The following is a 21,625-nucleotide window of genomic DNA, read 5'->3' as shown; positions in this document are numbered from 1 at the left end:
TCTGCGCGAACCTTCGCTTGGCCATGCAGCGCTGCAATGCGGATGTCATCGTTGGTGTGCACCCTGCTGGGTTTTCCAGCCTCGGGGTGGTTGGTCGGTTGTGAACAGCGTCAGGATCTGGGAGAAGAGCTATGCCTTGCGGCGCCGCCTGCTGCGTGGCTTCTTCCTTCGGCGTGGTTCACAGGCTGCCGATGCCGAGGACCTGGCCCAGGAGGTCTACCTGCGGCTGCTGCGCAGTACCGGCGAAGATGCCCAGGCGATCGAGAATCCCGAAGCCTATCTGTTCGCGGTGGCGGCCAACCTGGCGCGTGAACAGGCACGCTCGCGCTCCGGCCTGCCACAGATCGAGGACGTCGACCTGCTGGCCGAGGTACTGCGCAGCGAGGAGGACATCGAAGCTGATTTCGAGCGGGCACAGCGCTGGAGCGGAATCCGCGGCGCCATCGCGCAACTGCCGCCGACAACGCGGCGGGTGATGGAGCTGCACTATCGCGATGGGCTGGATTGCCGGCAGGTGGGGGCACAGCTGGATGTGTCGGTGCACATGGTGCGCAAGCACATCGGCAAGGGACTGGATGCCTGCAGGAAGGCGCTCGGCGCCGGGAAGGATGGATGAACCGGCAGGAGCCTGCAGCGATGGATGACGAGGTGGCCGAGCAGGCCGCGCACTGGTTCCTGTGCAACCGCGAGGGTGACCTGAGCGCCGCTCAGCGCATCGAGTTCATGGCATGGATGAAGCGCTCTCCCGAACACATACGCGCGTACCTGCACGTCCTGCACGTGCACCGGCAGGTAGGCGCGGTGATGGTGGCGTACGGACAGGAGCAGGGGGACAGGGCCGCGTTGCCGGAGCTGCCGGCAACGGCGAAAGTCGTGCCGTTGTTTGCCGTACCGGTGCCCGTGCCGCGCGCCGTGGTCGCATCGCGATCACGCCGACCACTCTGGAGGCGGGTGGCTGCGGTGGCCTGCTGCCTGTTGATGGTGGCCGGACTGGTGCCGTGGCTGATGCCTCGCGAACAGATGCTGATCGCCGGCCACGGGCAACTGCGTGAGGTGGTGCTGGCTGACCGGACGCAGGTGCGCCTGAACGCAGACAGCCGTCTGCGGGTGAACATCGGCTGGTTCAGCCGTCGGGTTGAATTGCTGAGCGGCGAGGCCACGTTCGATATCGCAGCGGATCGCCGGCCGTTCGAGGTGCAGGTTGGCGATCTGCGGATCCGCGACATCGGCACCGTGTTCGATGTGTCGCGCCGTTTGCAGAGTACGCGCATCGGCGTGGTGTCCGGCGAAGTGGAGGTCTGGACCGCCGGCAGCGGGCAACGACGGCTGGCGCAGCTGCCTGCCGGGAAGGTGGTCCAAGTCGATCACCGCAGCCATGCGGTGCAGCCATTGGAAATACCGGTGTCCATGCTGCTGGACTGGCAGCAGCGCCGGGTGTCGTTCCGCGATGAGCGGCTGGACGAGGTGGCGGCTGCCTTCAACCGCCACAACCAGGTACAGGTGCGGCTGACCGATGATGCGGCGCGCGCGGCGCGCCTGTCAGGCAGCCTGGAGGCGCACCGGGTCGCAGCGCTGCAGGCATTCCTGCAGCGGGACGCACGCTTCGTCATCCGCCGCGAAGCGGACACGGTGTGGGTGTCCAGCCGTTGACCGCGGTTCGGCGAACGGTTGTCAGAAAAAATTCATCGAATCGGCGTTCTCCACTTCCGCCGATGCCGGCTCTTACTTGGGAGAAGCCGCCGTCGCCTGCCGACGCGGTACCAGCAGTCCTCTCTCCTCCAAGGAACCGTGATGCGCAAGAAGTTCTATCTGTCGGTGGTACTGGCCTTGTCTCCCTGTCTGGGTGCGCATGCACAGGTGGCGTCGGCCAACGGGCTTGAGACCCGGATCACCGCAGCGATCGCCGCGCAGCCGCTGAGCCAGGCGCTGGAGCAGCTGTCACGCAGTTCGGGCGTGCAGTTCCTGTATGCCGGCGCGGGCGCTGCACCCATGGCGGGCGCGGTACCGCGAGGAGCCACCGTCAAGCAGGCGCTGGACACGCTTCTGGCCGGCACCGGCCTGCGCTACACGGTGGTGGACGGCAACGTGATCGCCATCGACGCGGCACCGGTCTCGCGGGAAAGCCGGCCGGCCGCACCTGCACCGCGCCCACCGGAAGCGGTGGTGGCCCCGACCCTGGGCACGGTCAAGGTGATCGCCGCCCATGAGGTCATCGATCAGAAGAAGACCTCGCCGGTGATCAAGGATTCGGTGATCTACGACGAGATGGACAGCTATGGCGATGAAACGCTGGCCGAGAGCCTGATGGCCGCGCCCGGCCTGAGTGCGGTGGAAGATGCGGGCGAACCGCGTTACGTGACCGTGCGCGGCGTGCAGGCCAATCTCAACTACACGACCATCGACGGCATCGCGATCGCAAGCGTGGGCGGCAGTGGCTCCGGCGAGCGCATGAACAACCTGCAGCTGATTCCCAGCGACATCGGCACCCGCACCGACATCTACAAGAGCTTCAGCGCCGAGCAGGCACCGGATGCCATCGGTGGTGTGATCGACATCATCAGCCGCAGCGCCTTTGACCGCTCCGGCAAGTACGTGTTCGCCGACGTGGCCGGCATCCATTCCACGGCCGAGACCAATGTGGGGCGCAGCGCGGGGGGCGACCACAAGACCCTGGGTCACTTCGGCAAGAGCGCCAAGGCAGTGTTTTCCAACCAGTTCGGCGGCGACGATCAGTTCGGCATCGTCGCGGTCGCGCGCTACGAACAGCGCTCGCGCAACAGCGTCAAGCGCTGGGTGGAATCGAACTACTATTACAACGATGCCGGCAAGTACCTCACCGATGGAACCACCGGCCCCGACGAGGCGAAAGGCTGGAACGGCCTGCGCGCACCGGGCAACTTCAGCACCGGCACCTACACCAACTACATCACCAACTTCGGTGGCTCGGCCAAGCTGGAATGGAAGCCATCGGACGACCCGTTCTATGCCTCGCTGCTGCTGTATTCGTACCGGTTCTACGAGAACTCGACGATGAACAAGACCGATCTGTATGGCAACGCCAAGTTCCCGATACGCAACCAGAGCGAGGACGGCGGCACCAGCCAGATCAACAGCATCTACATCAAGAACCGCCACGACCGCTGGGACCGCAGCAACCGCGGCGCGATCGCCAGTTTCAACTGGGATATCGGTGACCTCTCGCGGCTGACCCTGCGTGCCGGCCACACCGAAGAGACCTTCCACAACAACCAGGTCTACTGGGGCGTGCGCGCCTACCCGAGCAACCTGTTCGTTGACTATGCCAACGACAGCCATGGTTTTCCGAACGCCGTGGGTGTTTCCGATTCCAGCCTGCTGACCAGCTCGGCGTTCAAGCTCAATCCGGCGCAGGCCTATATCTCGCCGCGCGACGCCAAGGAAAGCATCGACAACCTGCGCGCCGACTTCAGCTACAACATCGATGCCGATGCACGCGGTTTCGGTCTGGCTGCCGGTGCCGAGTATCGCCACCTGAAGATCTGGCAGGACATCGATTTCGATTACTACAAGACCAGCGCGACCTTGAATGACTATCTGTACCCGGGTTCGACCCTGCTTGGCAGCGTTCCCGGTTTCCCGTTGATCGACAACCGCAAGTGGCATGACGAGCTTTACCCGAAGCTGGGCAACAACGATGCGGCGTACCCGAATGCCGACTTCACCAGCGATTACAAGTACGTGGAAGACATTGCCAACGCCTACGTGTCGGCGCATTACGCCTGGGACCGGCTGCTGCTGATCGGCGGCCTGCGCTACGACCACACCACCTTCGATGCGTTCAGCCCGTTCAGTGAGGACGGTGGCACCACCTACACATCGGCATTCCGCAAGAGCAGTGGCGGCTACAACAACCTGCTGCCGTCGCTGAACGCCACCTTCAAGCTGAGCGAAGACCAGCGCCTGAGGTTCTCCGCCAGCCGCACGCTGGGCCGGCCGACGCCCAGCAACATCGCCCAGGCCACCAGCACCAGCTGCGGCGACGACGAGCTGGGCGGAGGCTTCTGCACCATCAAGCAGGGCAATGCCTCGCTGCAGCCGCGCCGCTCGACCAACCTCGATCTTGCCTGGGACCTGTACTTCAACGGCAACAACGGCCTGGTCTCGGTGGCGTTGTTCGACAAGGTCATCAAGGACGACATCTACACCCTGACCACGTTCGAGAACGTCGGCGACATCCGCTACCGGATCACCCAGCCGATGAACACCGATGAGTCGACGCTGCGCGGTGTCGAGTTCGCGGTAGCCAACCGCAACCTGCAGTGGGGCCGCCACCGTTTCGACATGTACCTCAATGCCACCCGCCTGGACGGGCAGACCAACTACCGCATCAGCGACGGCAGCGAGCGCCGCCTGGACCGCCTGCTGTACCAGCCAGACTGGTCGGTGAACGGCTCGGTGATCTGGCGCATGCCGTGGAAGAGCTCGCAGCTGCGCGTATCCGGCACCTACCGCAGCCGGATGCTGGTCGACTTCGGCGATACCCAGTGGCTGGATTCGTACTACGACCCGTACATGACCTTCAACCTGGCCTTCAGCCACAAGGTCAGCAAGCACGTGACGCTGAAGTACGAGGCCAAGAACCTGTTCAACACCCAGCCGACCTACAGCACCGGTCCGAACGGGCGCTTCCGCACAGAGATCGATGACTACGGCCGTTTCTTCTATTTCCACATCATCTACAACTGAGGGCGGCCGTCTTGGATACGATCAATCGCAGGCGTTTCCTTGCCCTGTCCGGACTTTCCGCATTGGGTGCGTGGGCCGGAACGGCCCGCGCGCTGGCTGCGCAGAACGATGTGGCAGCGCTGAATCCGCGCAACCTGCTCGCATCGCCGCGCTTTGCCAGTACGCCGTTCACTCTCGGCGTGGCGTCGGGTGATCCGTCGGCCGACGGCGTGGTGCTGTGGACGCGGCTGGCCACCGAGCCACTGGTGTTCGGCGGCGGCATGCCAACCCGGCCGATGGCGGTGGCATGGCAGTTGGCCGCCGACGAGAGCATGCGCACCGTGGTGCGGCAGGGCACCGCGCTGGCCCACCCCGAGCTTGGCCATGCGCTGCACCTGGAACTGGACGGCCTGCTGCCGGGGCGGCCGTACTGGTACCGCTTCACCGTGGGAGGCCATGCCAGTGCGATTGGCCGCACCCGCACCCTGCCTGCGGCCAACGCACGGGTCGACCGCGTGCGCTTCGCGGTGGCCGGTTGCCAGCACTACGAGGAGGGGCACTACAGTGCATGGCGGCACATTGCCGAGGAGCCGCTCGACTTCGTGTTCCATTACGGTGATTACATCTACGAGGGCGAAAGCCAGCCTGGCGTGCGCAGGATGAACGGCCAGCCGTTCACCAACCTGCGCAACCATGTTGGCCCGCAGACCTACACGCTCGACGACTATCGCCGGCGCTACGCGCAATACAAGACCGATACGGACCTGCAGGCCGCGCACGCCGCGTCGCCGTGGTTCGTCACGTTCGACGACCATGAAGTGGACAACAACTGGGCCGGCGCCGAGGACCAGGACGGCACGCCCAGTGAAGTGTTCCTGCTGCGCCGCGCACAGGCGTTCCAGGCGTACTACGAGAACATGCCGCTGCGTGCTTCGTCGTTCCCGCGCGACGGCCATATGCAGATGTACCGGCGCGCGCGCTATGGCACGCTGCTGGACCTGCACCTGCTCGATACCCGCCAGTACCGCAGCAAGCAGGTGGACATCGCGCAGCGCGGGCAGGTCGAATCTCCCGAACGCAGCATTGTTGGCGCAAAGCAGGAGCAATGGCTGTTCGACGGCCTGGCCGACGCCGCGCCGCGCTGGCACACCATCGCCCACCAGGTTTCGCTGGGCAACTACCTGCGCGAGAAGGACGGCGTGGTGCAGGCCTCCGACGACCAGTGGTCCGGTTATCTGTCCAGCCGCCGGCGCCTGCTCGATCACATCCAGAAGGTGGGCTTCGGCAACGTGGTAACCGTCTGTGGCGATGCGCACCGCCACTATGCCAGTGACCTGGTGCAGGACAATGCCGATTCCGGGGTCATTTCCAGTGAGTTCCTGGCCACTTCGATCACGTCGGGCGCGGACGGGCAGGGCGTGGATGCCTATGCAGAGAACCAGCTGCGGCACAGTCCGCACCTGAAGGCGACGACGGACAAGCGCGGTTATGTGCTGTGCGACGTCACCCGTGATGCCTGGATCGGTGACATGAAGACGCTCGATACGGTCATGCAGCCGAACGGCGCGCTGCAGAGCTGGAAGCGCTATGCCGTGGAGCATGGCCGGCCGGGGTTGCAGGAGGCCTGAGCGGGATGGGCCACCCTGTGGAGCCGAGCACGCGCCCGGCTCCACAGCATCACTTTCAGCCGTGATCGAAGCGCAGCGGTTCGCTGCCCATGGCAGGGTCGCTGGTGCCAGGCCGGCCGTCTTCGGCACGTCCGGCGAGGCGTTGCTCGACGCCCTGCGAGCGCATGATCAGGTCGTACCAGCCTGCGGTTGGCGCGGGATCCCAGGCCAGTACGGTTTCCGCGCCAGCCACCAGCTGCAGTTCGCGGGTAGGCATGTGGCCGGCATAGGCTCCGGCCTGCACCTGGACCTTCCGCGCTGAAGGCGATGGATTGCGCAGTGTCAGGCGCATCTGGCCGTCCGCGCGCTCCACGTGCGCGTGCAGCGGCGCGAGCGTGCCATCGCCGCGATAATGGCGATGGAATCCATTCGGTCCCAGCAGCCAGAGATCGTAACGACCCTGCGCATCCAGCGGCCAGCGATCCTGCAGCGGGGCGCCTGGTACCACGGTGTAACGGCGCGGAACGGCGTCCAGGTGCAGGCGGTCGTAGACATGCAGCACGGTCGCGGCGCCATCGCTGGCCAGCTGCAGGGTGAGACCAGCGCCATCCACCGATGTGGCCTGCACCTGCGGCCGATAGGGCAGTGCCCGTGCAGGACGTACGCCTGGCTCCTGGCGGGCCGGATGCAGGCCATCGGGCAGCGCGGGCACGGTACGGCCGGGCAGGGCGGCGGCGCGCGCGGCGACCGCGGTGACATCGGGCAGCGCCTTGGCGAAGGGGCGGGTGTCGCGCTGGGCGAAGTCGAAGGCGTTGCTCAGATCACCGCAGACCGCACGCCGCCACGGCGAGATGTCCGGCGCGGCGACGCCGAAGCGGCGCTCGATCAGACGCAACACCGACGTGTGGTCGTACACCTGCGAGTCGACCCAGCCGCCGCGGCTCCACGGTGAAATCACATACAACGGTACGCGCGGGCCAAGCCCATAGGGGCGCCCACGCAGCTCGGCGGCATCGTATTTCTCGTCGCCGGGTGCCGGGTGGCGGTGGTATTCGCCCTCGGTGCTGACCGCCGACGCACCGGCCCAGCCGGCACCAAGCGGGGAGGGCGGTGCCGGTGGCGGCACATGGTCGAAGAAGCCATCGTTCTCATCGAACATCAGCAGCAGGGCGGTACGGCTCCACACCTCTGGATCGGCGGTCAGTGCATCCAGCAGGCGCGCGGTATAGGCGGCGCCCTGCGCGGGGCTGGACGGACCGGGGTGCTCGCTGCCGGCTGCGTCGGCAATGATGAAACTCACCTGCGGCAGGCGGCCGCTGATCGCGTCCTCGCGCAGTTGCGCCAGGCCACGGGTACTGACACCGCGCGCGCGCAGCTCCGGGTCATGCCCCGGGTCGCCGCGGTACGCCTGGCGGAAGGTCTCGAACCCGGCAAGCGGGTTGTCGGTGAAGTTGTCGGCCATGTCCTGGTAGATCTGCCAGGACACGCCAGCCTGCTGCAGCCGCTCGACATAGCTGGCCCAGCGGTACGAGTCCGGATGGCCGCCCAGCTCGGGGAAATTGTCGTGCGAATTGGCGATCACCGGGCCGCCTGCCTGGCCCTGGGCGTCGTTGTGGCCGGTCCACAGGAACACGCGGTTCGGGTTGGTGCCGGCCTGCATCGCGCAGTGGTAGGCATCGCACAGCGTGAATGCATCGGCAAGGGCGAACTGGAACGGCATGTCGCTGCGCTGGAAGTAGCCCATCGAATGGTTCTGCTTGGCCTTGGGCCAGTGCGCCATGCGCCCGTGGTCCCATGCCTGCTGTGCATCAGGCCAGGTGTGGGGCGTGCCTTCCACCCGCATGTAGCCGAAGTGCGCAGCGGTATCCAACGGGAAGGGGGCGATGGCGCGTTGTCCGCTGGCGTCGGGTTGCAGCCACAGGCTGCGCGGGCGGTCGCCACCGGGCAGCGGCGATGCCGGGGCAACGAAACGGTCGCCGAAGCCACGCACGCCCGGCAACGTGCCGAAGTAGTGATCGAACGAGCGGTTCTCCTGCATGAACACCACGATGTGCTGCAGGTCCTGCAGGCTGCGCGCGCGCGGCGCAGGGGCGATCGCTGCTGCCCGGGCGATGCTGGGCAGCAGCGGCGAAAGGCCGGCGGCGACGCCGGCCTGCAACAGTCGGCGTCGGCCGGTATCAGTCACAGGGTCACACTCACAGGTCCACGCGGAAGGAGATGCCGACGGTGCGCGGGGCGCCGATGAAGGCGTTGTCGCGGCCGTCCACCCCTGCAAGATAACGCTTGTCGGTCAGGTTGCTCACCACCAGGTTGGCGCCCATGCCCTTCAGGCGCGGCGACAGGCCCTGCAGGTCGAAGCCGATGTTGGCGTTGAACACGGTGGCCGAGGGCAGCTTGTTGACGTTGGCCGCATCCAGGTAGCGTTCGCCCAGGTAGCGACCGGACAGGCCGAAGTTCCAGTTCTCGCCCTGCCAGTCGGCCGACACCACCAGGATCTGCTCCGGCTGGCCGATCACCTTGGCGCCATCGACGATGCCCAGCTGCGTGTCGCGCGCGTCGTTGCCGCTGCCCAGGTACTTGGAACGGTTGTAGGTGTAGGCCGCATTGATGCGCCAGCCATTGTCCCAGCCGTAGCCGAAGGCCGCTTCCAGGCCGTTGCTCTCCACGCCGCCGAAGTTCTCGTAGACGCCATCGGTCTCGCCGAGGTAGTCGATGCCGCTGACCAGGCCGGCTGGCAGATACACGATGCGGTTGTCGAACTTGATGTTGTACAGGGTGACCGAGGTGGTCAGCGGCCAGCGGCTGATGCGCATGCCCAGTTCGATGTTGTCGGCGGTCTCAGGCTCGACGTTGCGGAAGCGCTGGGGATCGGTTTCACCCAGCACCCCGGACGGGATCGCGGCGAAGTTCTGCGAGTAGCCGGCGAACAGTTCCATGCCCTCCACACCCGGGGCCCAGGTGAAGCCGGTGGACAGCAGCGGATCGGACTTCGAGTCGGACTTCACATTCTCGGCGGCGCCGATCACGCGGTGGCGGGACTGATCGACGAAGAACTGCTTTACGCCCAGTCGCGCGCTGAACGGGCCGAAGCGGGCCACGTCCTCGACGTAGTACATCTGCTCATCGACCTTGTACTTGTCCTCGAACTGCACCCAGTAGGGCTGGTGGTCGAAGGCGATGTCCTGGCCGACGTTGAGCAGGCGGTGCCAATCGCGGCGCACGGAACGGTCCAGCTTCTCCACCCACAGCCCGCCGCGTACGGTGTTGTCGATGGCGCCAAAGGTCTGCCGCCATTCGACGTCGGCGGTCACGCCCACGCGATCGTTGTCGTAGTGGGAGTGGCGGTAGGACTGCGCGCCCTGCACGTTGCCGGCGTAGCAGTTGGGGTCGTACTCGGCGCTGAAGCCGAGTCGCGGCGTGCAGTTGGCCAGGCGCTGGGCGGAACTGCCGTCGGGGTTCACGAAGTAGATCTGGCCGCGGTTGCTGCCACCGTAGACCGTCCTGCCGCCGAGGTACTCCGACTGCGGGCGACCGGCACCGTCGTCGTTGACGTCGGCCAGGTACGGCGGCAGCCAGTCACCGCGACCCTGCATGCGGTGCCCGTAGGCGGCCATCGAGGCCTTGAAACCGTTGCCGTCATCGAAGGCGGCGCGCAGGTAGCCGAACGTGTTCTCGCGCAGTGCGCGCGAACCGGAGCGGTAGTTCTGGTCCAGGTACGGAATGCCGGTCAGGGTGCCGACCAGGCCGTCGCGGTCGGGGTTGGTGGCGAACCCCTGCGGCGAAACGCTGGTGTACTCCGGCTCGTCGGCATCGTTGTAGGACAGGTAGCCGGTCAGGGTCCAGCGGTCCAGCTCGGTGATGAACTTGCCGGCGATGTTGTCGTTGCTGGTGTGGCCGGTGCCATCGATCCAGTCATGCACGCGCGCCGACGATGCGCTGATCCATGCGCGGGTATGCCCTCCAAGCAGGCCGGTGTCGTAGCGCACGTAGTACTTGCGCGCTTCATTGTCACCGGCACCCACCACCATGCGCAGTCGCTGCTCCTGCAGTGGGTCGCTGGTGAGGAAGTTCAGGGTGCCACCGAGTGCTTCGTTCGAGCGCGAGGAGATATCGGCCGTACCCTGGCTCACTTCCACCGTTTCCAGGTCGAGCGTGTCGATGTAGCGGTTGGCCAGCGAGCCGCCGCCATAACCGGAACCACCATTGGGCAGGCCATCGATGGTGGTGCCGATCTGCTGGGTGTCGCGGTTGGTGACAAAGCCGCGCATGCTGATCTGCGTGCCCCAGACCGACGAACCGGTGGCATCGGCTTCGCTGACGACCACGCCGGGCACTTCGTTGAGCGCGCCATTGACGCTGCTCAACACGGTCTGTCGGTTCAACGTTTCCTGGCGCACGGAGGTCTTGGCATAGCTGGTGGCCTGGCCGATCACCTGTACCTGGTCCAGGGTCCGCGCGTCGGCGCTTCGCGTATCGGCCACATCGCCCTGCGGTGCTTCGGCCAGGGCATCCAGTGCGGGAGCAATCAGCAGGGCAAGCAGCGAGATACGGGGAAAGCGCGCAATCGTTCGCATCGAAACCGGACCTTCAAGGGAGGAAAGTCCGGGAGTGTCGGCAGCGCCGATGACATGGCGGTGACGCGCAGATGCAGGGAGTGTGTTGTGTGACGGCCGGCAAGACCGGGGCGTTGCTCAGTAGCGCGCGTCCTTCGGTTTCGGATCGCGCGGCCAGTCCTTGGCCTTGCCGGCGAAGTCCGGGCGCGGCTGGTTGATGAAGTAGCTGGCGATATCCACCGCGTCCTGGTCGGGCATCACCTGCTGGCCCAGTGGCGGTTCACGGGTCATTGCCGGCGGCATGTTGTGCTTGACGAAGCCTGCGGCCTTGTACAACCGCGCCATGCCGGCACCGATGTTGAAGCTGCGCTCGCCCCACAACGGCGGGAACGCGATATCGCCGCTGGCATCGCGCCGGCCTTCGCCGTTGTCGCCGTGGCAGGCGGCGCACTGCGCGGCATACAGCGCCTGCCCGCGCACGGGGTCCGGTGTCAGCGTGCTGTCGATCGGCCCTTCGCTGGGCGCGGCCACGCGCGCACCCTCCGGTACCGGGCGGCTCAGCCACGCCATGTATTCCAGCATCGCACGCATCTCCGGCGCGTCCTTGGCCAGCGGTTTGCCGTTCATCGAGCGCTGCAGGCAACCGTTGATGCGCTCGGCCAGGCCGATTTCCCTGCCCGGTCGCGGCATGTAGCGCGGATAGCTGCCGCCTCCGGTATTGAAATAGTGGTTGCCGAACGGTCGCTTGCCCTCGGCCATGTGGCACGAATTGCAGTTCAGATCGTTGCCGACGTTGTCCGGCAGCAGGCGTGCGGTCTCGTTGAGCAGGCGACGGCCGAACATCACCGCGTCGGCGTTGCCGAGGCTGGCGATCTCCTCGGCACTGGGTACGTGGTACTGGCCCACCACCTGGCCGTGGCTGTCGAGGATGTCCAGGGTCCTTGCGACTTCCGCGTCCAGGTCCGGGTACAGGTGCTGGTACAGCAGCGCGCCAGCACCGGCCAGCAGCACCACAACGACCGCGCTGGCGATCAACGCTGTCGAACGCTTTTTCGAACGCCTCATTGCGCCGTCTCCTGCGGGACCACATGCGCCGGCTTGTCACGCACCACCCGGCGCATGCGCGCTACGTCCAGTTCAGTGACCGCGCTGGCCTGGTTGCCCCAGCTGTTGCGGATGAAGGTGAGGATGTCGGCGAGCTGCGCATTGGGCAGCTGCTCGAAGCCCGGCATGGTGAATGCCATGCGGTCGTGCGCGGTATGTGGCGTGCGCCCGCCGGTCAGGGTTACCTGCACCAGCGAGCTGGGATCATCGGCGAAGACGATGGAGTTGCCCGCCAGGGCTGGGTAGACCCGTGGCATGCCGCGTCCATCTGCGCGATGGCAGGCCTGGCAGTGTTCGGCGTAGGCCAGCGAACCGGCCACCCGGTAATCGCCGCCGCGCAGTGCGGCGGTAGTGGTGTCGGTGCCCGACGTCCACTGCGCGCTGCGCCCTTCGCGGGCCGGCAGCTGCTTCAGGTACCGCGCCATCGCCAGCAGATCGGCGTCGGACAGGTACTGCGTGCTGTGCTCGACCACATCGGCCATGCCGCCAAAAGCCGCGGAGCGATCGGTGCGGCCGGTGCGCAGGAACTCGACGATTTCGGCTTCGCTCCAGCTGGCCAGGCCGGTCTGTTCATTGCGCAGGTTCTTCGCGTACCAGCCTTCCAGCACCGAGCCGGACAGGAACTGGCGGCGGCCATCATCGGCCATCGCCTTTTCCTGGAAGGCCAGCCCGCGCGGGGTATGGCACGCGCCGCAATGGGCCAGGCCTTCAACCAGTTCGGCGCCGCGCTGCTGGCCGGCATCCAGGGTGGGATCAGGGCTGAAGCTGCGCGGGCGTGCGAACAACAGCTGCCACCAGGCAAGCGGCCAGCGCATGTTTGCCGGCCACGGAATCGTGCTGTCGGCGTTGTCCTGCCGGACCGGCTGCACCGCACCCATGAAGTAGGCATACAGCGCTTTGATCTCGGTATCGCTGGCGATCACGTACGAGGCGTAGGGCATGGCCGGATACAGCGGCTGGCCGTCATGGCGGATGCCACGCCGCACCGCGCGCTCGAAATCGGCGTAGTCGTATGCGCCGATGCCGGTCTCCGTGTCCGGTGTGATGTTGGTCGAGTACAGCGTGCCCATCGGGGTCTGCATGCCAAGGCCGCCGGCGAACGGCCTGCCGCCCGGTGCGGTATGGCAGGCGGCGCAGTCGGCAGCACGCGACAGATACCGGCCCTGCTCGATCAGGGCCGGGTCGTGGATGTCGACCTCGGCCTGTTGCCGTGGGGCGAACCAGTACGGTGTACTGCGGGCGATGCCGTAAGCGGCGGCCAAGGTGGCGGCCAGGGCAATGGCGAGCTTGAACGGGGTGCGCATGCCGGCACTGTGGCCATTCATGCGATGGCATTCATTGATCCGGATCAATGCTCTGGCCGGTCGCGACATTGTGACAAGCTGAATCGATCCTGCGCTGTCATCAACCCGTCATCCAGCTGCGATAGATGGCGCCGGGCGTGGCCGCTAACCTGCCACGCTGTCGCACTTTTCCCCTGACTGCCCATGAAGCGCCTGCTGCTGCTTTTGCTGGCGTGCGCCGGCCTGTGGCTGGCTGCATGCTCTTCCTCGATGACGGCCTCGTCTACCTCGCTCAGCGACCGCCTGATCGCGCCCGGTGGCGTCTCGACCCTGCTTGATCAACCGCGTATCGCCGCAGCTGTGGCCGCGCTGCCGAACCGGCATGGCTTCGCCCCGGGCCGTGATGGCGTGCCGATCTTCTGGCGTGCTTTCGATCCGGGCGACTACGGTGCGCGCTACCACTACCTGCCGCAGCAGCACCAGAACGGCCTGCCGCTGGATACCGGGTTGAGCCTGTCCGTACCGCAGCCGTTCCGCGCGCAGGCACCGCGCGGCACCGTGGTGCTGCTGCACGGCTGGATGATGAACGGTGATTCGATGCTGCCATGGTCGCTGCAGCTGGCCGAGTCGGGCTACCGCGTGATCACCCTGGACCTGCGCAACCATGGCCAGTCCGGCGCCGGTCCCTCCGGCTACGGCACCTATGAGTCGGACGATGTTGTGGATGTCATCGCCGAACTGCGCGCGCGCGGCGAAGTGACCGGCCCGCTGTACCTGTTCGGTGTTTCCTACGGCGCTGCCACCGCATTGTTCACCGCCGACAAGCTGGGCGACCAGGTCGCCGGCGTGGTGGCGATGGAATCGTTCGCCAATGCCGGGGTTGCGATCCGCACCATGATTCCGCATCTGATGGCCCTGCAGCCGGAAGGGTTGAAGGCACAGGCCATCGCTTCTTATGCACGCTGGCGCTACGGCAGCCAGGACATCAACCAGGTGGTGGCCGCCGCCAGCCGCCGCATCGACGTGGATCTGGACAAGGTGGATGTTGCCCGCGCGCTGGCCGATACCCGCGCCTGCGTGCTGCTGCTGCACGGGCAGGGCGACCAGCACATTCCGGTCAGCCAGGGGCGTGCGCTGGCGCAGGCCAATCCGCGTGCGCACTACATCGAGATGCGCGGCGAAGATCACATCACCCTGCCGCTGCGGCTGGACCTGCTGGCCGGGGTGGTCGATGACTGGATGGCGCGCGACGAGCACCATCCGAAAGCCGCGTGTCCGGCACCGCAGTTGCCGGCCCAGGCCGAATGGCTGGTGCATGGCGTCGACACACCCGCAAAAACCCCAGCACGCGGCTGAGCGTCAGGGCAGGCGGCGGGCCAGCGAACGTGCAGATGCCGCTACACCCAGCAGCATCGCTGCCACGCACAGGAAGGCAAAGCCCAGGCTGGTGGCATGGGCGAGCGCGCCGATCGCTGCGGGGCCTGCAAGAATGCCGGCATAGCCCAGCGTGGTGACTGCGGTGATCGCAATGCTCTCCGGCATCGCGCGCTGCTGACCGGCCATCGAGAACAGGGCGGGCACGATGTTGGCGCAGCCCAGGCCCACCAGCACGTAGCCGACCAGCGCCATGGCGAAGGAGGGAACCAACGTGGCCAGCGCGAAACCGGCCGCAGCGGTGATGCCGCCAATGACGATGGTACGGGTGCGGCCGAGGCGCTCGACGATGCCATCGCCGAACAGGCGCATCGCCGTCATCGCCAGCGTGAACACGGCAAAACCGGCACCGGCCTGGTCGCGCGGCACGTGGCGTATTTCGGCCAGGAACACCGCGCTCCAGTCCAGCATCGAACCCTCGGCCAGGAACACCACGAAGGCGAGCACGCTGATGAACAGCACCACGCCGTGCGGCAGGGCCAGCATCGGGCCGTCATGCAGAATGCGCTGCGGGCGCCAGTGCGGTGCCGACAACAGGGCCACCAGCAGCATCGCCGCCACGGCAACCCATGACGCCAGCCACAGGGGCGTGCCGAGAACCAGCAGGCCGGTCATGCAGCCGGCGCCGATGAAGCCGCCGATGCTGTAGAACGCGTGGAAGCCGGACATCATCGGCCGCCCTGCATCGCGCTCGACGGCCACCGCCTGCATGTTCATCGTGCAGTCCATCGCCCCCACACCCGCGCCGAACACGAACAGCGTTGCTCCCAGTGCCAGCGGCGTGGGGGCGAGCGTCAGCAGTGGCAGGGCGAGCAGGATCAAGGCCGTGGTCGCGATCATCAAGCGGCGCGAGCCCAGGCGCGCGGTCAACGCACCGGCCAGTGGCATCGCCAGCAGCGAGCCGAGGCCAAGGCACAGCAGCAGCCCGCCCAGGCTGGCGTCGGACAACCCGGCCTTGGCTTTGGCGAAGGGCACCATCGGCGCCCAGGCAGCGGTGGCAAAGCCGGGGATGAAGAACGCAGCGCGGGTCGCGTGCTGCTGGGCGCGGGGAGAAGAGGGCGTCATGCGCGAGGAAGGCTCCAGAGGGTCGATTGCATGAAAACGTTTTCATAATCCGTAGGCAAGTGCCATGGATGACATCGGATGTCGAATACGAATGCATCGTGGCGATTCCTCCGGTCTTCCCTTGCAGGTAGCGCATTCGGGCCATTGTGAGGACGGCGCATGCAGCGACGGTGCGCTGCATCGATGCTCGCGCAATGGCTCGCGCAGATGTCGCGCGCATGGAAGTGTGACCCTTCGCCAGCTTCGCACCCGCACGAGCGGAATCCTTGGCGCAAGCATGGACATTTTCCGATACAGAGCCTGTGAAGCACCTCCTAAGGTCTCTCCGTCGCGCAGAAGCGACCGGGGCAGGGAATCCCTGCTCACCGCCTTGCCCTTCATGGAGGAAATCGTCAATGAACTCACCGCACGTGCTGAAGCTGGTGATGGCCAGCGTTCTTGGTCTGGGAAGCGGCGCGGTTGCCGACGGCGCACTGGCCGGAGGCAGTACCTGCACGGATTCGGGATGCTGGGTCTATCCGCCCATCCTTCCCAACCCTGGCGGGGGCGGAGGAGGAGGAGGCTGGGGCGGCGGTGACGGTTCGTCAGACCCGCGCGACGAATATCACAAGATCTCATGGTGCACCGATGCCCCCGGTTACGCCTGGGACGGCCATGGCTGTGACCTCTACAGCCCGCCGGTGCTGGCGGTAAATGGCTGTGGCACGGCGGGTGGCGTACCGGTGCCGGATTTTCTGGTTGCACCAGGGGCGTTGCAGGGCGGCGCGGCGGCGTTCGGAGCGATGTTCAAAGCGGCCTGTGATGCGCATGACACGTGCTACGGGACGCATGGCAATGACAAACATCAGTGCGATGAACGTCTTCGGCAGGACATGATCGCGGATGGACAGCAGAGGCTCGGTGGCGCATTTCCTGCATTCGGTGCATTCGTGATAGGCCAGGCCACGGCGTATGCAAGGTTTCTGCAGTGGGAATGGATCGAGCCCTGGACGTCACAGCCGGCGTATGACCGGTCGCAGATGGACGCGGCCTGCCGTACATCCAGCGCTGCCTTCAAGAACTACTGCGATCATCTCGGGTTCGGGAGCTGACCATGAAGTTCACCTGGAAGGCTGCAGGCCTGTTGGCGGTCCTGGTTCTGGTCCTGGTCTGCGGCGGACTGTGGCTGCTGGATTCATATGTCGAGGGGGATGTCGATTCGCTGCAATCGGCTCACCAGGCCGATCCTCTCCTGCAGCCCTACCGCGGCGCGATGGCGGGGATGAAGGCGCAGCGTGATGCGGACGCGCTGGCATCCATGAAGAAACCACCGCAGCAGCGCAAGCTGACGGTGCGCGAGGCATTTGCGGGCGATCCCCGTCTGATTGCGTTGTCGGTTGAAGAGGCGGCATGGATGGATCGGCATCACTACCCAAAAGCTGCCGACCTGGCAGCAGCAGAGTCGATCGATCCGCGACAACTGGCAGGAACCCGCGATCCCCGGCTTTTGACGATGGCGGGTTCCGCATTCAAGAAACGTGGTGAGTACATGCTGGCCATGAGCCAGAATTTCGATGCCGGTGCCCATGGCGCTTTGTATGCCTATCAACAAGGTGCGGTTGCCGAGCGCGCACTGTACGAGGAGCGTTTTGGACCTACGAATCGGGATACTGCCGGTGTACTGCGAGCTCGGCTGGAGGTGCCACTGGCGCTGGGGGATCACACCGTGCAGTACCTGATGGATACCGTGATGGCTGACGTGGACGCCATGGCATCCCCGAAGCACGTGCAGATCCAGTCCCGCGAGTTCCTGCGCGCGCTTGCCGAAGACGCCCGGCTGCAGGGGTTGCCGCCGCCCAGCGTGGATCCCCGTCCAAATGCAGCGCAATGGAACGAGCTCTATCAATTGAGTCGATCGGGTGCGGCAGATGATCTGGTCACCATCTACGAGCGCCAGTAACCATGGATATCACGTTCACCTGCAGCGACCAGTGGATCGCTGCTGCCTTTTCCGAGCTGCGCCTGTCGTGTGGTGTTCCGCTTCGGCAGGACGTCACTTGTCCGCTGCCAGTGGCAACCGCGCTGCTGCTGCATGATTCGTTTGATCGTTCCGAGCTCTTTGAACGGAACCTGGAGCGTCATGAGCTGCTACACGCGCACGCACTGCTCGAACCGGCACTCAACCGCGCGCACGCTGCGTGCACGCTGGGGCAGCTATCAGCGGCACTGGAAACGATCACCGGCCTTCGTCCGGCGCAGCGCATGCGCGGAATAGGGATCGCGACGCAGAACTCCTACAGTCAACGGTTCCGCGGACCTTCAGCGGTCCAGGCCATGCGAGCGTCGGTGCGCTTGTTCAGCACACGGCGCCGGCAAACGGAACGGTCCGGTATCGAGAAGGCACTGGCCACCTATGTGGTCCTGTTGTCGATCCATCCGTTTGCCGATGGCAATGGGCGCACGGCACGCATGCTGTTTGCCGCCGATGCGCTCGCGCATGATGGTCATGCCGCGCCTCAATTGACGCTTGCTCTGATTCTGCTGCACCGTGGGCGGGGACGGCTGTTCCATCTGGCTGCCCTGTGCGCCCGCACAGGTGACTTTTCGATGCTGGCAACGTGCTACAGCGAGGCATTGTCGTTGGCTGGCGCGTTTCTCCCGGCACTGTGCCCGCAACAGGGGCGGCCAGCATTGTTCGACGGATATCAGAGGATTGATGGACTGTTGAAACGCGCACCAGCTCCGCACATCTGAATTCCGGCTCCAAGGCCTCACCGGGGATTAACGTCGCCAGCGCAAAGTAGACCGACGGTCGGCATTCCGCCCGGCCGCCGCCGGAGATCAGCGCATGAGCACCACACCGACCATCCTCCTCGTCCATGGGTTCTGGGGCGGGGCCGCACACTGGGGCAAGGTCATCCTGGAGCTGCACCGCAAGGGCCATGACCAGGTGAAGGCGGTCGAACTGCCGCTGACCTCGCTGGTCAACGACGCCGAGCGGACGCGCAGGATGATCCGCCAGATCGATGGCCCGGTCGTACTGGTCGGGCACTCCTACGGAGGCGCGGTGATCACCGAAGCCGGCAACCAGCCGAATGTGCAGGCGCTGGTCTACATCGCCGCCTTTGCGCCGGACAGTGGTGAGAGCCCCGGCGGCATTACCCAGCAGCACCTGCCCGAAGCAGCACCGAACCTCGCCCCGGACAGCGATGGCTATCTGTGGCTGCGTGCCGACAAGTTCCATGAGAGCTTCTGCCAGGACCTCAGTGCCGACGAAGGCTGGGTGATGGCGGTGACCCAGAAGGCGCCGCTGGCCAGCACCTTCGGCCATGCGATCAGCGATCCGGCGTGGAAGCACAAGCCGAGCTGGTACCAGCTTTCCGGCCAGGACCGGATGATCGCGCCACAGAACCAGAAGGCCATGGCCGAACGCATGCAGCCCAAGCGCCTGCTGCAGCTGGAGGCAAGCCATGCCTCGCTGGCCTCGCATCCCTCCGAAGTGTCAGCACTGATCCTGGAGGCCGTAGCCGCCGTCGACGGCTGACTATCGCCAGGCAGCAGTCCCTGGTCAGGCACTGGCGCCACCCCACGACAGTGGGGGCGCAGGAGAGTAAACTCCTGCGCCGGCCGCCCTTGGCCGCATTCCCCCTTCCCCTCGAGCCGCCGCCAGAGGATCCCACCCCTTCGTGGAGGTCCCGTCGTGTCGTCTGTGCCTGTTCGTTTTTCCGTGCTGTCCCTGCGTCGCCGCCCATTGGCGAGGGCCCTTGCCAATGGTCTTCTGCTGACCACAGTGGCCACTGCCGGCGCCGCCTCGGCGCAATCGGCGCCGGTTGAAGAAAAGGGCAGGACAGCCTCGCAGACCCTGCAGACCGTGCAGGTCACCGCCAACCAGCTGGGCACCATCACCGAGGGCAGCGGCGCGTACACGCCGGGTACCATCGCCACCGCCACCCGCCTGGTGCTGACTCCGCGGCAGACCCCGCAGACCATCAGCGTGATCACCCGTGCGCAGATGGACGACTTCGGTCTGGATGGCATCGATGACGTGATGCGGGTGACCCCGGGCATCAGCATCGTCACCTACGACAGTGAGCGCACCGAGTACTACGCACGTGGTTTTGCCGTGCAGAACTTCCAGTACGACGGCATTCCGATGTCACGCGACTCGGCGTACTCGGCCGGCAATACGCTCAGCGATACCGCGATCTACGACCGCATCGAAGTGCTCAAGGGCGCCACCGGCCTGCTGACCGGCATGGGCGACCCCGGCGCGACCATCAACCTGGTGCGCAAGAAGCCGGGCAAGGAATTTGCTGGCAGTGCGACGCTGGGCGTCGGCCGCTGGGACGACTACCGTGCCGAAGTCGATGTCGGCGGCCCGCTGGCCGCCGATGGCCGCGTGCGCGGGCGCGCGGTAGGTGCCTGGCAGGACAAGCATTCCAATCTGGATTTCTACCAGCGCACCAGCAAGGTCGGCTATGCCGTGCTGGAAGCCGATCTGGGCGAACGCACGCTGCTGACAGTCGGTGGCGACGTGCTGGAGAGCGATCCCAAGGGCTCGACCTGGGGCGGTATTCCGCTGCTGGACAGCCAGGGCAATTTCAACGACATGCCGCGCTCGTTCAACAACGGCACCCACTGGAGCGGTTGGCGCCAATACGTGCGCACCGGCTTTGCCACGCTGGAACATACCTTCGACAACGACTGGGTAGCCAAGCTGCAGCTCAACCATCAGGTCAACGGCTACGATGCGGCACTGGCCGGTGCGGCCGGTGGCAATCCCGATCCGGTCACCGGCGAAGGCGTCTCGTTGTGGCTGGGCAAGTACGTCGGCAAGACGGTCAGCAACGCGGCCGACTTCTATCTGAGCGGCAATTTCGGCCTGTTCGGTCGCCAGCATGAACTGGTGGTCGGCGGCAGTGCCTCGCGCAAGCGCTGGACCAACACCGGCTATTCGCCGCAGCCCGGGTACCCGACCGCCGTTGCCGACTACAACAGCTGGAAGGGCGACATCCCGGAGCCGGAATGGCAGCGCGGTTATGGCAACAATGAGGTGACCCGCGAGAACGGCCTGTACGTGGTCGGTCGCTTCGACGTGGCCGACCCGTTGAAGGTGATCGTCGGCAGCCGCCTGGCCAGCTACCGTTCGCCGCAGACGCGCGAGACCGGCGTGTTCGTGCCTTATGCCGGCGTGGTCTACGACCTTGGCCAGCACTATTCGGTGTATGCCAGCTACAGCACCATCTTCAAGCCGCACAGCGAACGCGACGAACAGGGCAAGGCACTGGATCCGCTGGAAGGCCGCAGCTATGAAATGGGCCTGAAGGCGGAGTTCCTCGACGGCCGCTTCAATGCCAGCGCGGCACTGTTCCAGCTCGACCAGGACAATTTCGCCCAGCCTACAGGCGGCAAAACGCCCAACGGAGAAGACGCCTATCGCGCACTGATGGGCGTACGCACCAAGGGCTACGAACTGGAGATGTCCGGGCAGTTGGCCGAGGGCTGGCAGGTGCAGGGTGGCTTTGCGCACAAGATCGCCCGCCAGGCCGGCAGCAAGGTGACCACGCTGGAGCCGGAAAACCAGTTCAGCCTGCACACCAGCTACCGCCTGCGCGGCGACTGGCAGGGCCTGACCGTCGGTGGCGGTGCGCGCTGGCAGGACTCCACGTTCGGCGACATCACCAACCCGGCCAGTGGCACGTCGGTGGTTCATCGCACCCAGCCGTACTGGCTGCTGGATGCCATGGCCCGGTACCAGTTCAACGATCGCCTGTCGGCCACGGTCAACGTCAACAACCTGCTGGACAAGCGCTATTACACGATCTTCAGCTGGTACAGCACCTACACCTGGGGCGAGCCGCGCAACGTGCGGCTGGCAGTGACGTACAGGTTCTGA

At 65.8% G+C, this 21,625-nt stretch carries 15 protein-coding genes; 10 read left to right on the top strand and 5 right to left on the bottom strand.

What is annotated here, in order from left to right; genetic code table 11:
- Nucleotides 1-100: 100 nt before the first annotated feature.
- The 4 genes from K5K93_RS04805 to K5K93_RS04790 all read left to right on the top strand — a co-directional run bounded on the left by K5K93_RS04805 (nt 101) and on the right by K5K93_RS04790 (nt 6,332).
- Complete coding sequence (locus tag K5K93_RS04805) at nt 101-616, top strand: sigma-70 family RNA polymerase sigma factor (protein WP_025878928.1); 516 nt, start codon at nt 101-103, stop codon at nt 614-616.
- On the top strand, nt 613-1,650 hold the full coding sequence (locus K5K93_RS04800) for a FecR domain-containing protein (RefSeq protein ID WP_222389983.1): 1,038 nt from the start codon (nt 613-615) through the stop codon (nt 1,648-1,650). Before K5K93_RS04805 ends, K5K93_RS04800 begins: the two co-directional genes overlap by 4 nt.
- A gap of 141 nt (nt 1,651-1,791) precedes the next feature.
- A complete protein-coding gene (locus tag K5K93_RS04795; protein WP_222389982.1) occupies nt 1,792-4,725 on the top strand; it encodes a TonB-dependent receptor in 2,934 nt (977 codons plus the stop codon).
- A gap of 11 nt (nt 4,726-4,736) precedes the next feature.
- Nucleotides 4,737-6,332, top strand: a complete 1,596-nt coding sequence (locus tag K5K93_RS04790) for an alkaline phosphatase D family protein (protein WP_222389981.1) — start codon at nt 4,737-4,739, stop codon at nt 6,330-6,332.
- Nucleotides 6,333-6,387: 55 nt separating this feature from the next.
- Here K5K93_RS04790 and K5K93_RS04785 read toward each other — a convergent pair whose 3' ends face one another.
- From K5K93_RS04785 to K5K93_RS04770, 4 genes are all read right to left on the bottom strand, one after another.
- Nucleotides 6,388-8,496, bottom strand: a complete 2,109-nt coding sequence (locus tag K5K93_RS04785; RefSeq protein WP_222389980.1) for a phospholipase C, phosphocholine-specific — start codon at nt 8,494-8,496, stop codon at nt 6,388-6,390.
- Between the two features lie 10 nt (nt 8,497-8,506).
- Entirely contained in the window at nt 8,507-10,885 is a 2,379-nt protein-coding gene (locus K5K93_RS04780; protein WP_222389979.1) for a TonB-dependent receptor, read from the bottom strand.
- Between the two features lie 117 nt (nt 10,886-11,002).
- Entirely contained in the window at nt 11,003-11,929 is a 927-nt protein-coding gene (locus K5K93_RS04775; RefSeq protein ID WP_222389978.1) for a c-type cytochrome, read from the bottom strand.
- Nucleotides 11,926-13,272, bottom strand: a complete 1,347-nt coding sequence (locus tag K5K93_RS04770; protein WP_222390973.1) for a cytochrome c — start codon at nt 13,270-13,272, stop codon at nt 11,926-11,928. Before K5K93_RS04770 ends, K5K93_RS04775 begins: the two co-directional genes overlap by 4 nt.
- 183 nt (nt 13,273-13,455) lie before the next feature.
- Here K5K93_RS04770 and K5K93_RS04765 point away from each other — a divergent pair, with 183 nt between their 5' ends.
- A complete protein-coding gene (locus tag K5K93_RS04765) occupies nt 13,456-14,607 on the top strand; it encodes an alpha/beta fold hydrolase (RefSeq protein ID WP_032976526.1) in 1,152 nt (383 codons plus the stop codon).
- A gap of 3 nt (nt 14,608-14,610) precedes the next feature.
- Here the strand turns inward: K5K93_RS04765 and K5K93_RS04760 are convergent, their stop codons facing one another.
- Nucleotides 14,611-15,750: an MFS transporter gene (locus tag K5K93_RS04760; RefSeq protein ID WP_093820029.1), complete on the bottom strand. Its 1,140-nt coding sequence runs from the start codon at nt 15,748-15,750 to the stop codon at nt 14,611-14,613.
- 395 nt (nt 15,751-16,145) lie between these two features.
- On the opposite strand from K5K93_RS04760, the gene K5K93_RS04755 reads away from it, so the two are divergent.
- From K5K93_RS04755 to K5K93_RS04735, 5 genes are all read left to right on the top strand, one after another.
- Nucleotides 16,146-16,841, top strand: coding sequence for a hypothetical protein (locus K5K93_RS04755; RefSeq protein WP_222389977.1), 696 nt, complete (start codon nt 16,146-16,148; stop codon nt 16,839-16,841).
- 2 nt (nt 16,842-16,843) lie between these two features.
- On the top strand, nt 16,844-17,689 hold the full coding sequence (locus tag K5K93_RS04750; protein WP_222389976.1) for a hypothetical protein: 846 nt from the start codon (nt 16,844-16,846) through the stop codon (nt 17,687-17,689).
- A gap of 2 nt (nt 17,690-17,691) precedes the next feature.
- Nucleotides 17,692-18,483 (top strand): Fic family protein, encoded by a 792-nt coding sequence (locus tag K5K93_RS04745; protein WP_222389975.1) that lies wholly within the window; start codon nt 17,692-17,694, stop codon nt 18,481-18,483.
- A 94-nt stretch (nt 18,484-18,577) separates the two neighbouring features.
- Entirely contained in the window at nt 18,578-19,273 is a 696-nt protein-coding gene (locus tag K5K93_RS04740; protein WP_222389974.1) for an alpha/beta hydrolase, read from the top strand.
- A gap of 156 nt (nt 19,274-19,429) precedes the next feature.
- Nucleotides 19,430-21,625, top strand: a complete 2,196-nt coding sequence (locus K5K93_RS04735) for a TonB-dependent siderophore receptor (protein ID WP_222389973.1) — start codon at nt 19,430-19,432, stop codon at nt 21,623-21,625.

This window comes from Stenotrophomonas sp. DR822, from assembly GCF_019793815.1.
Lineage (GTDB): Bacteria > Pseudomonadota > Gammaproteobacteria > Xanthomonadales > Xanthomonadaceae > Stenotrophomonas > Stenotrophomonas indicatrix.
The sequence above is the reverse complement of the archived record's forward strand: the minus strand, read 5'-3'. Positions and strand labels throughout refer to the sequence as shown.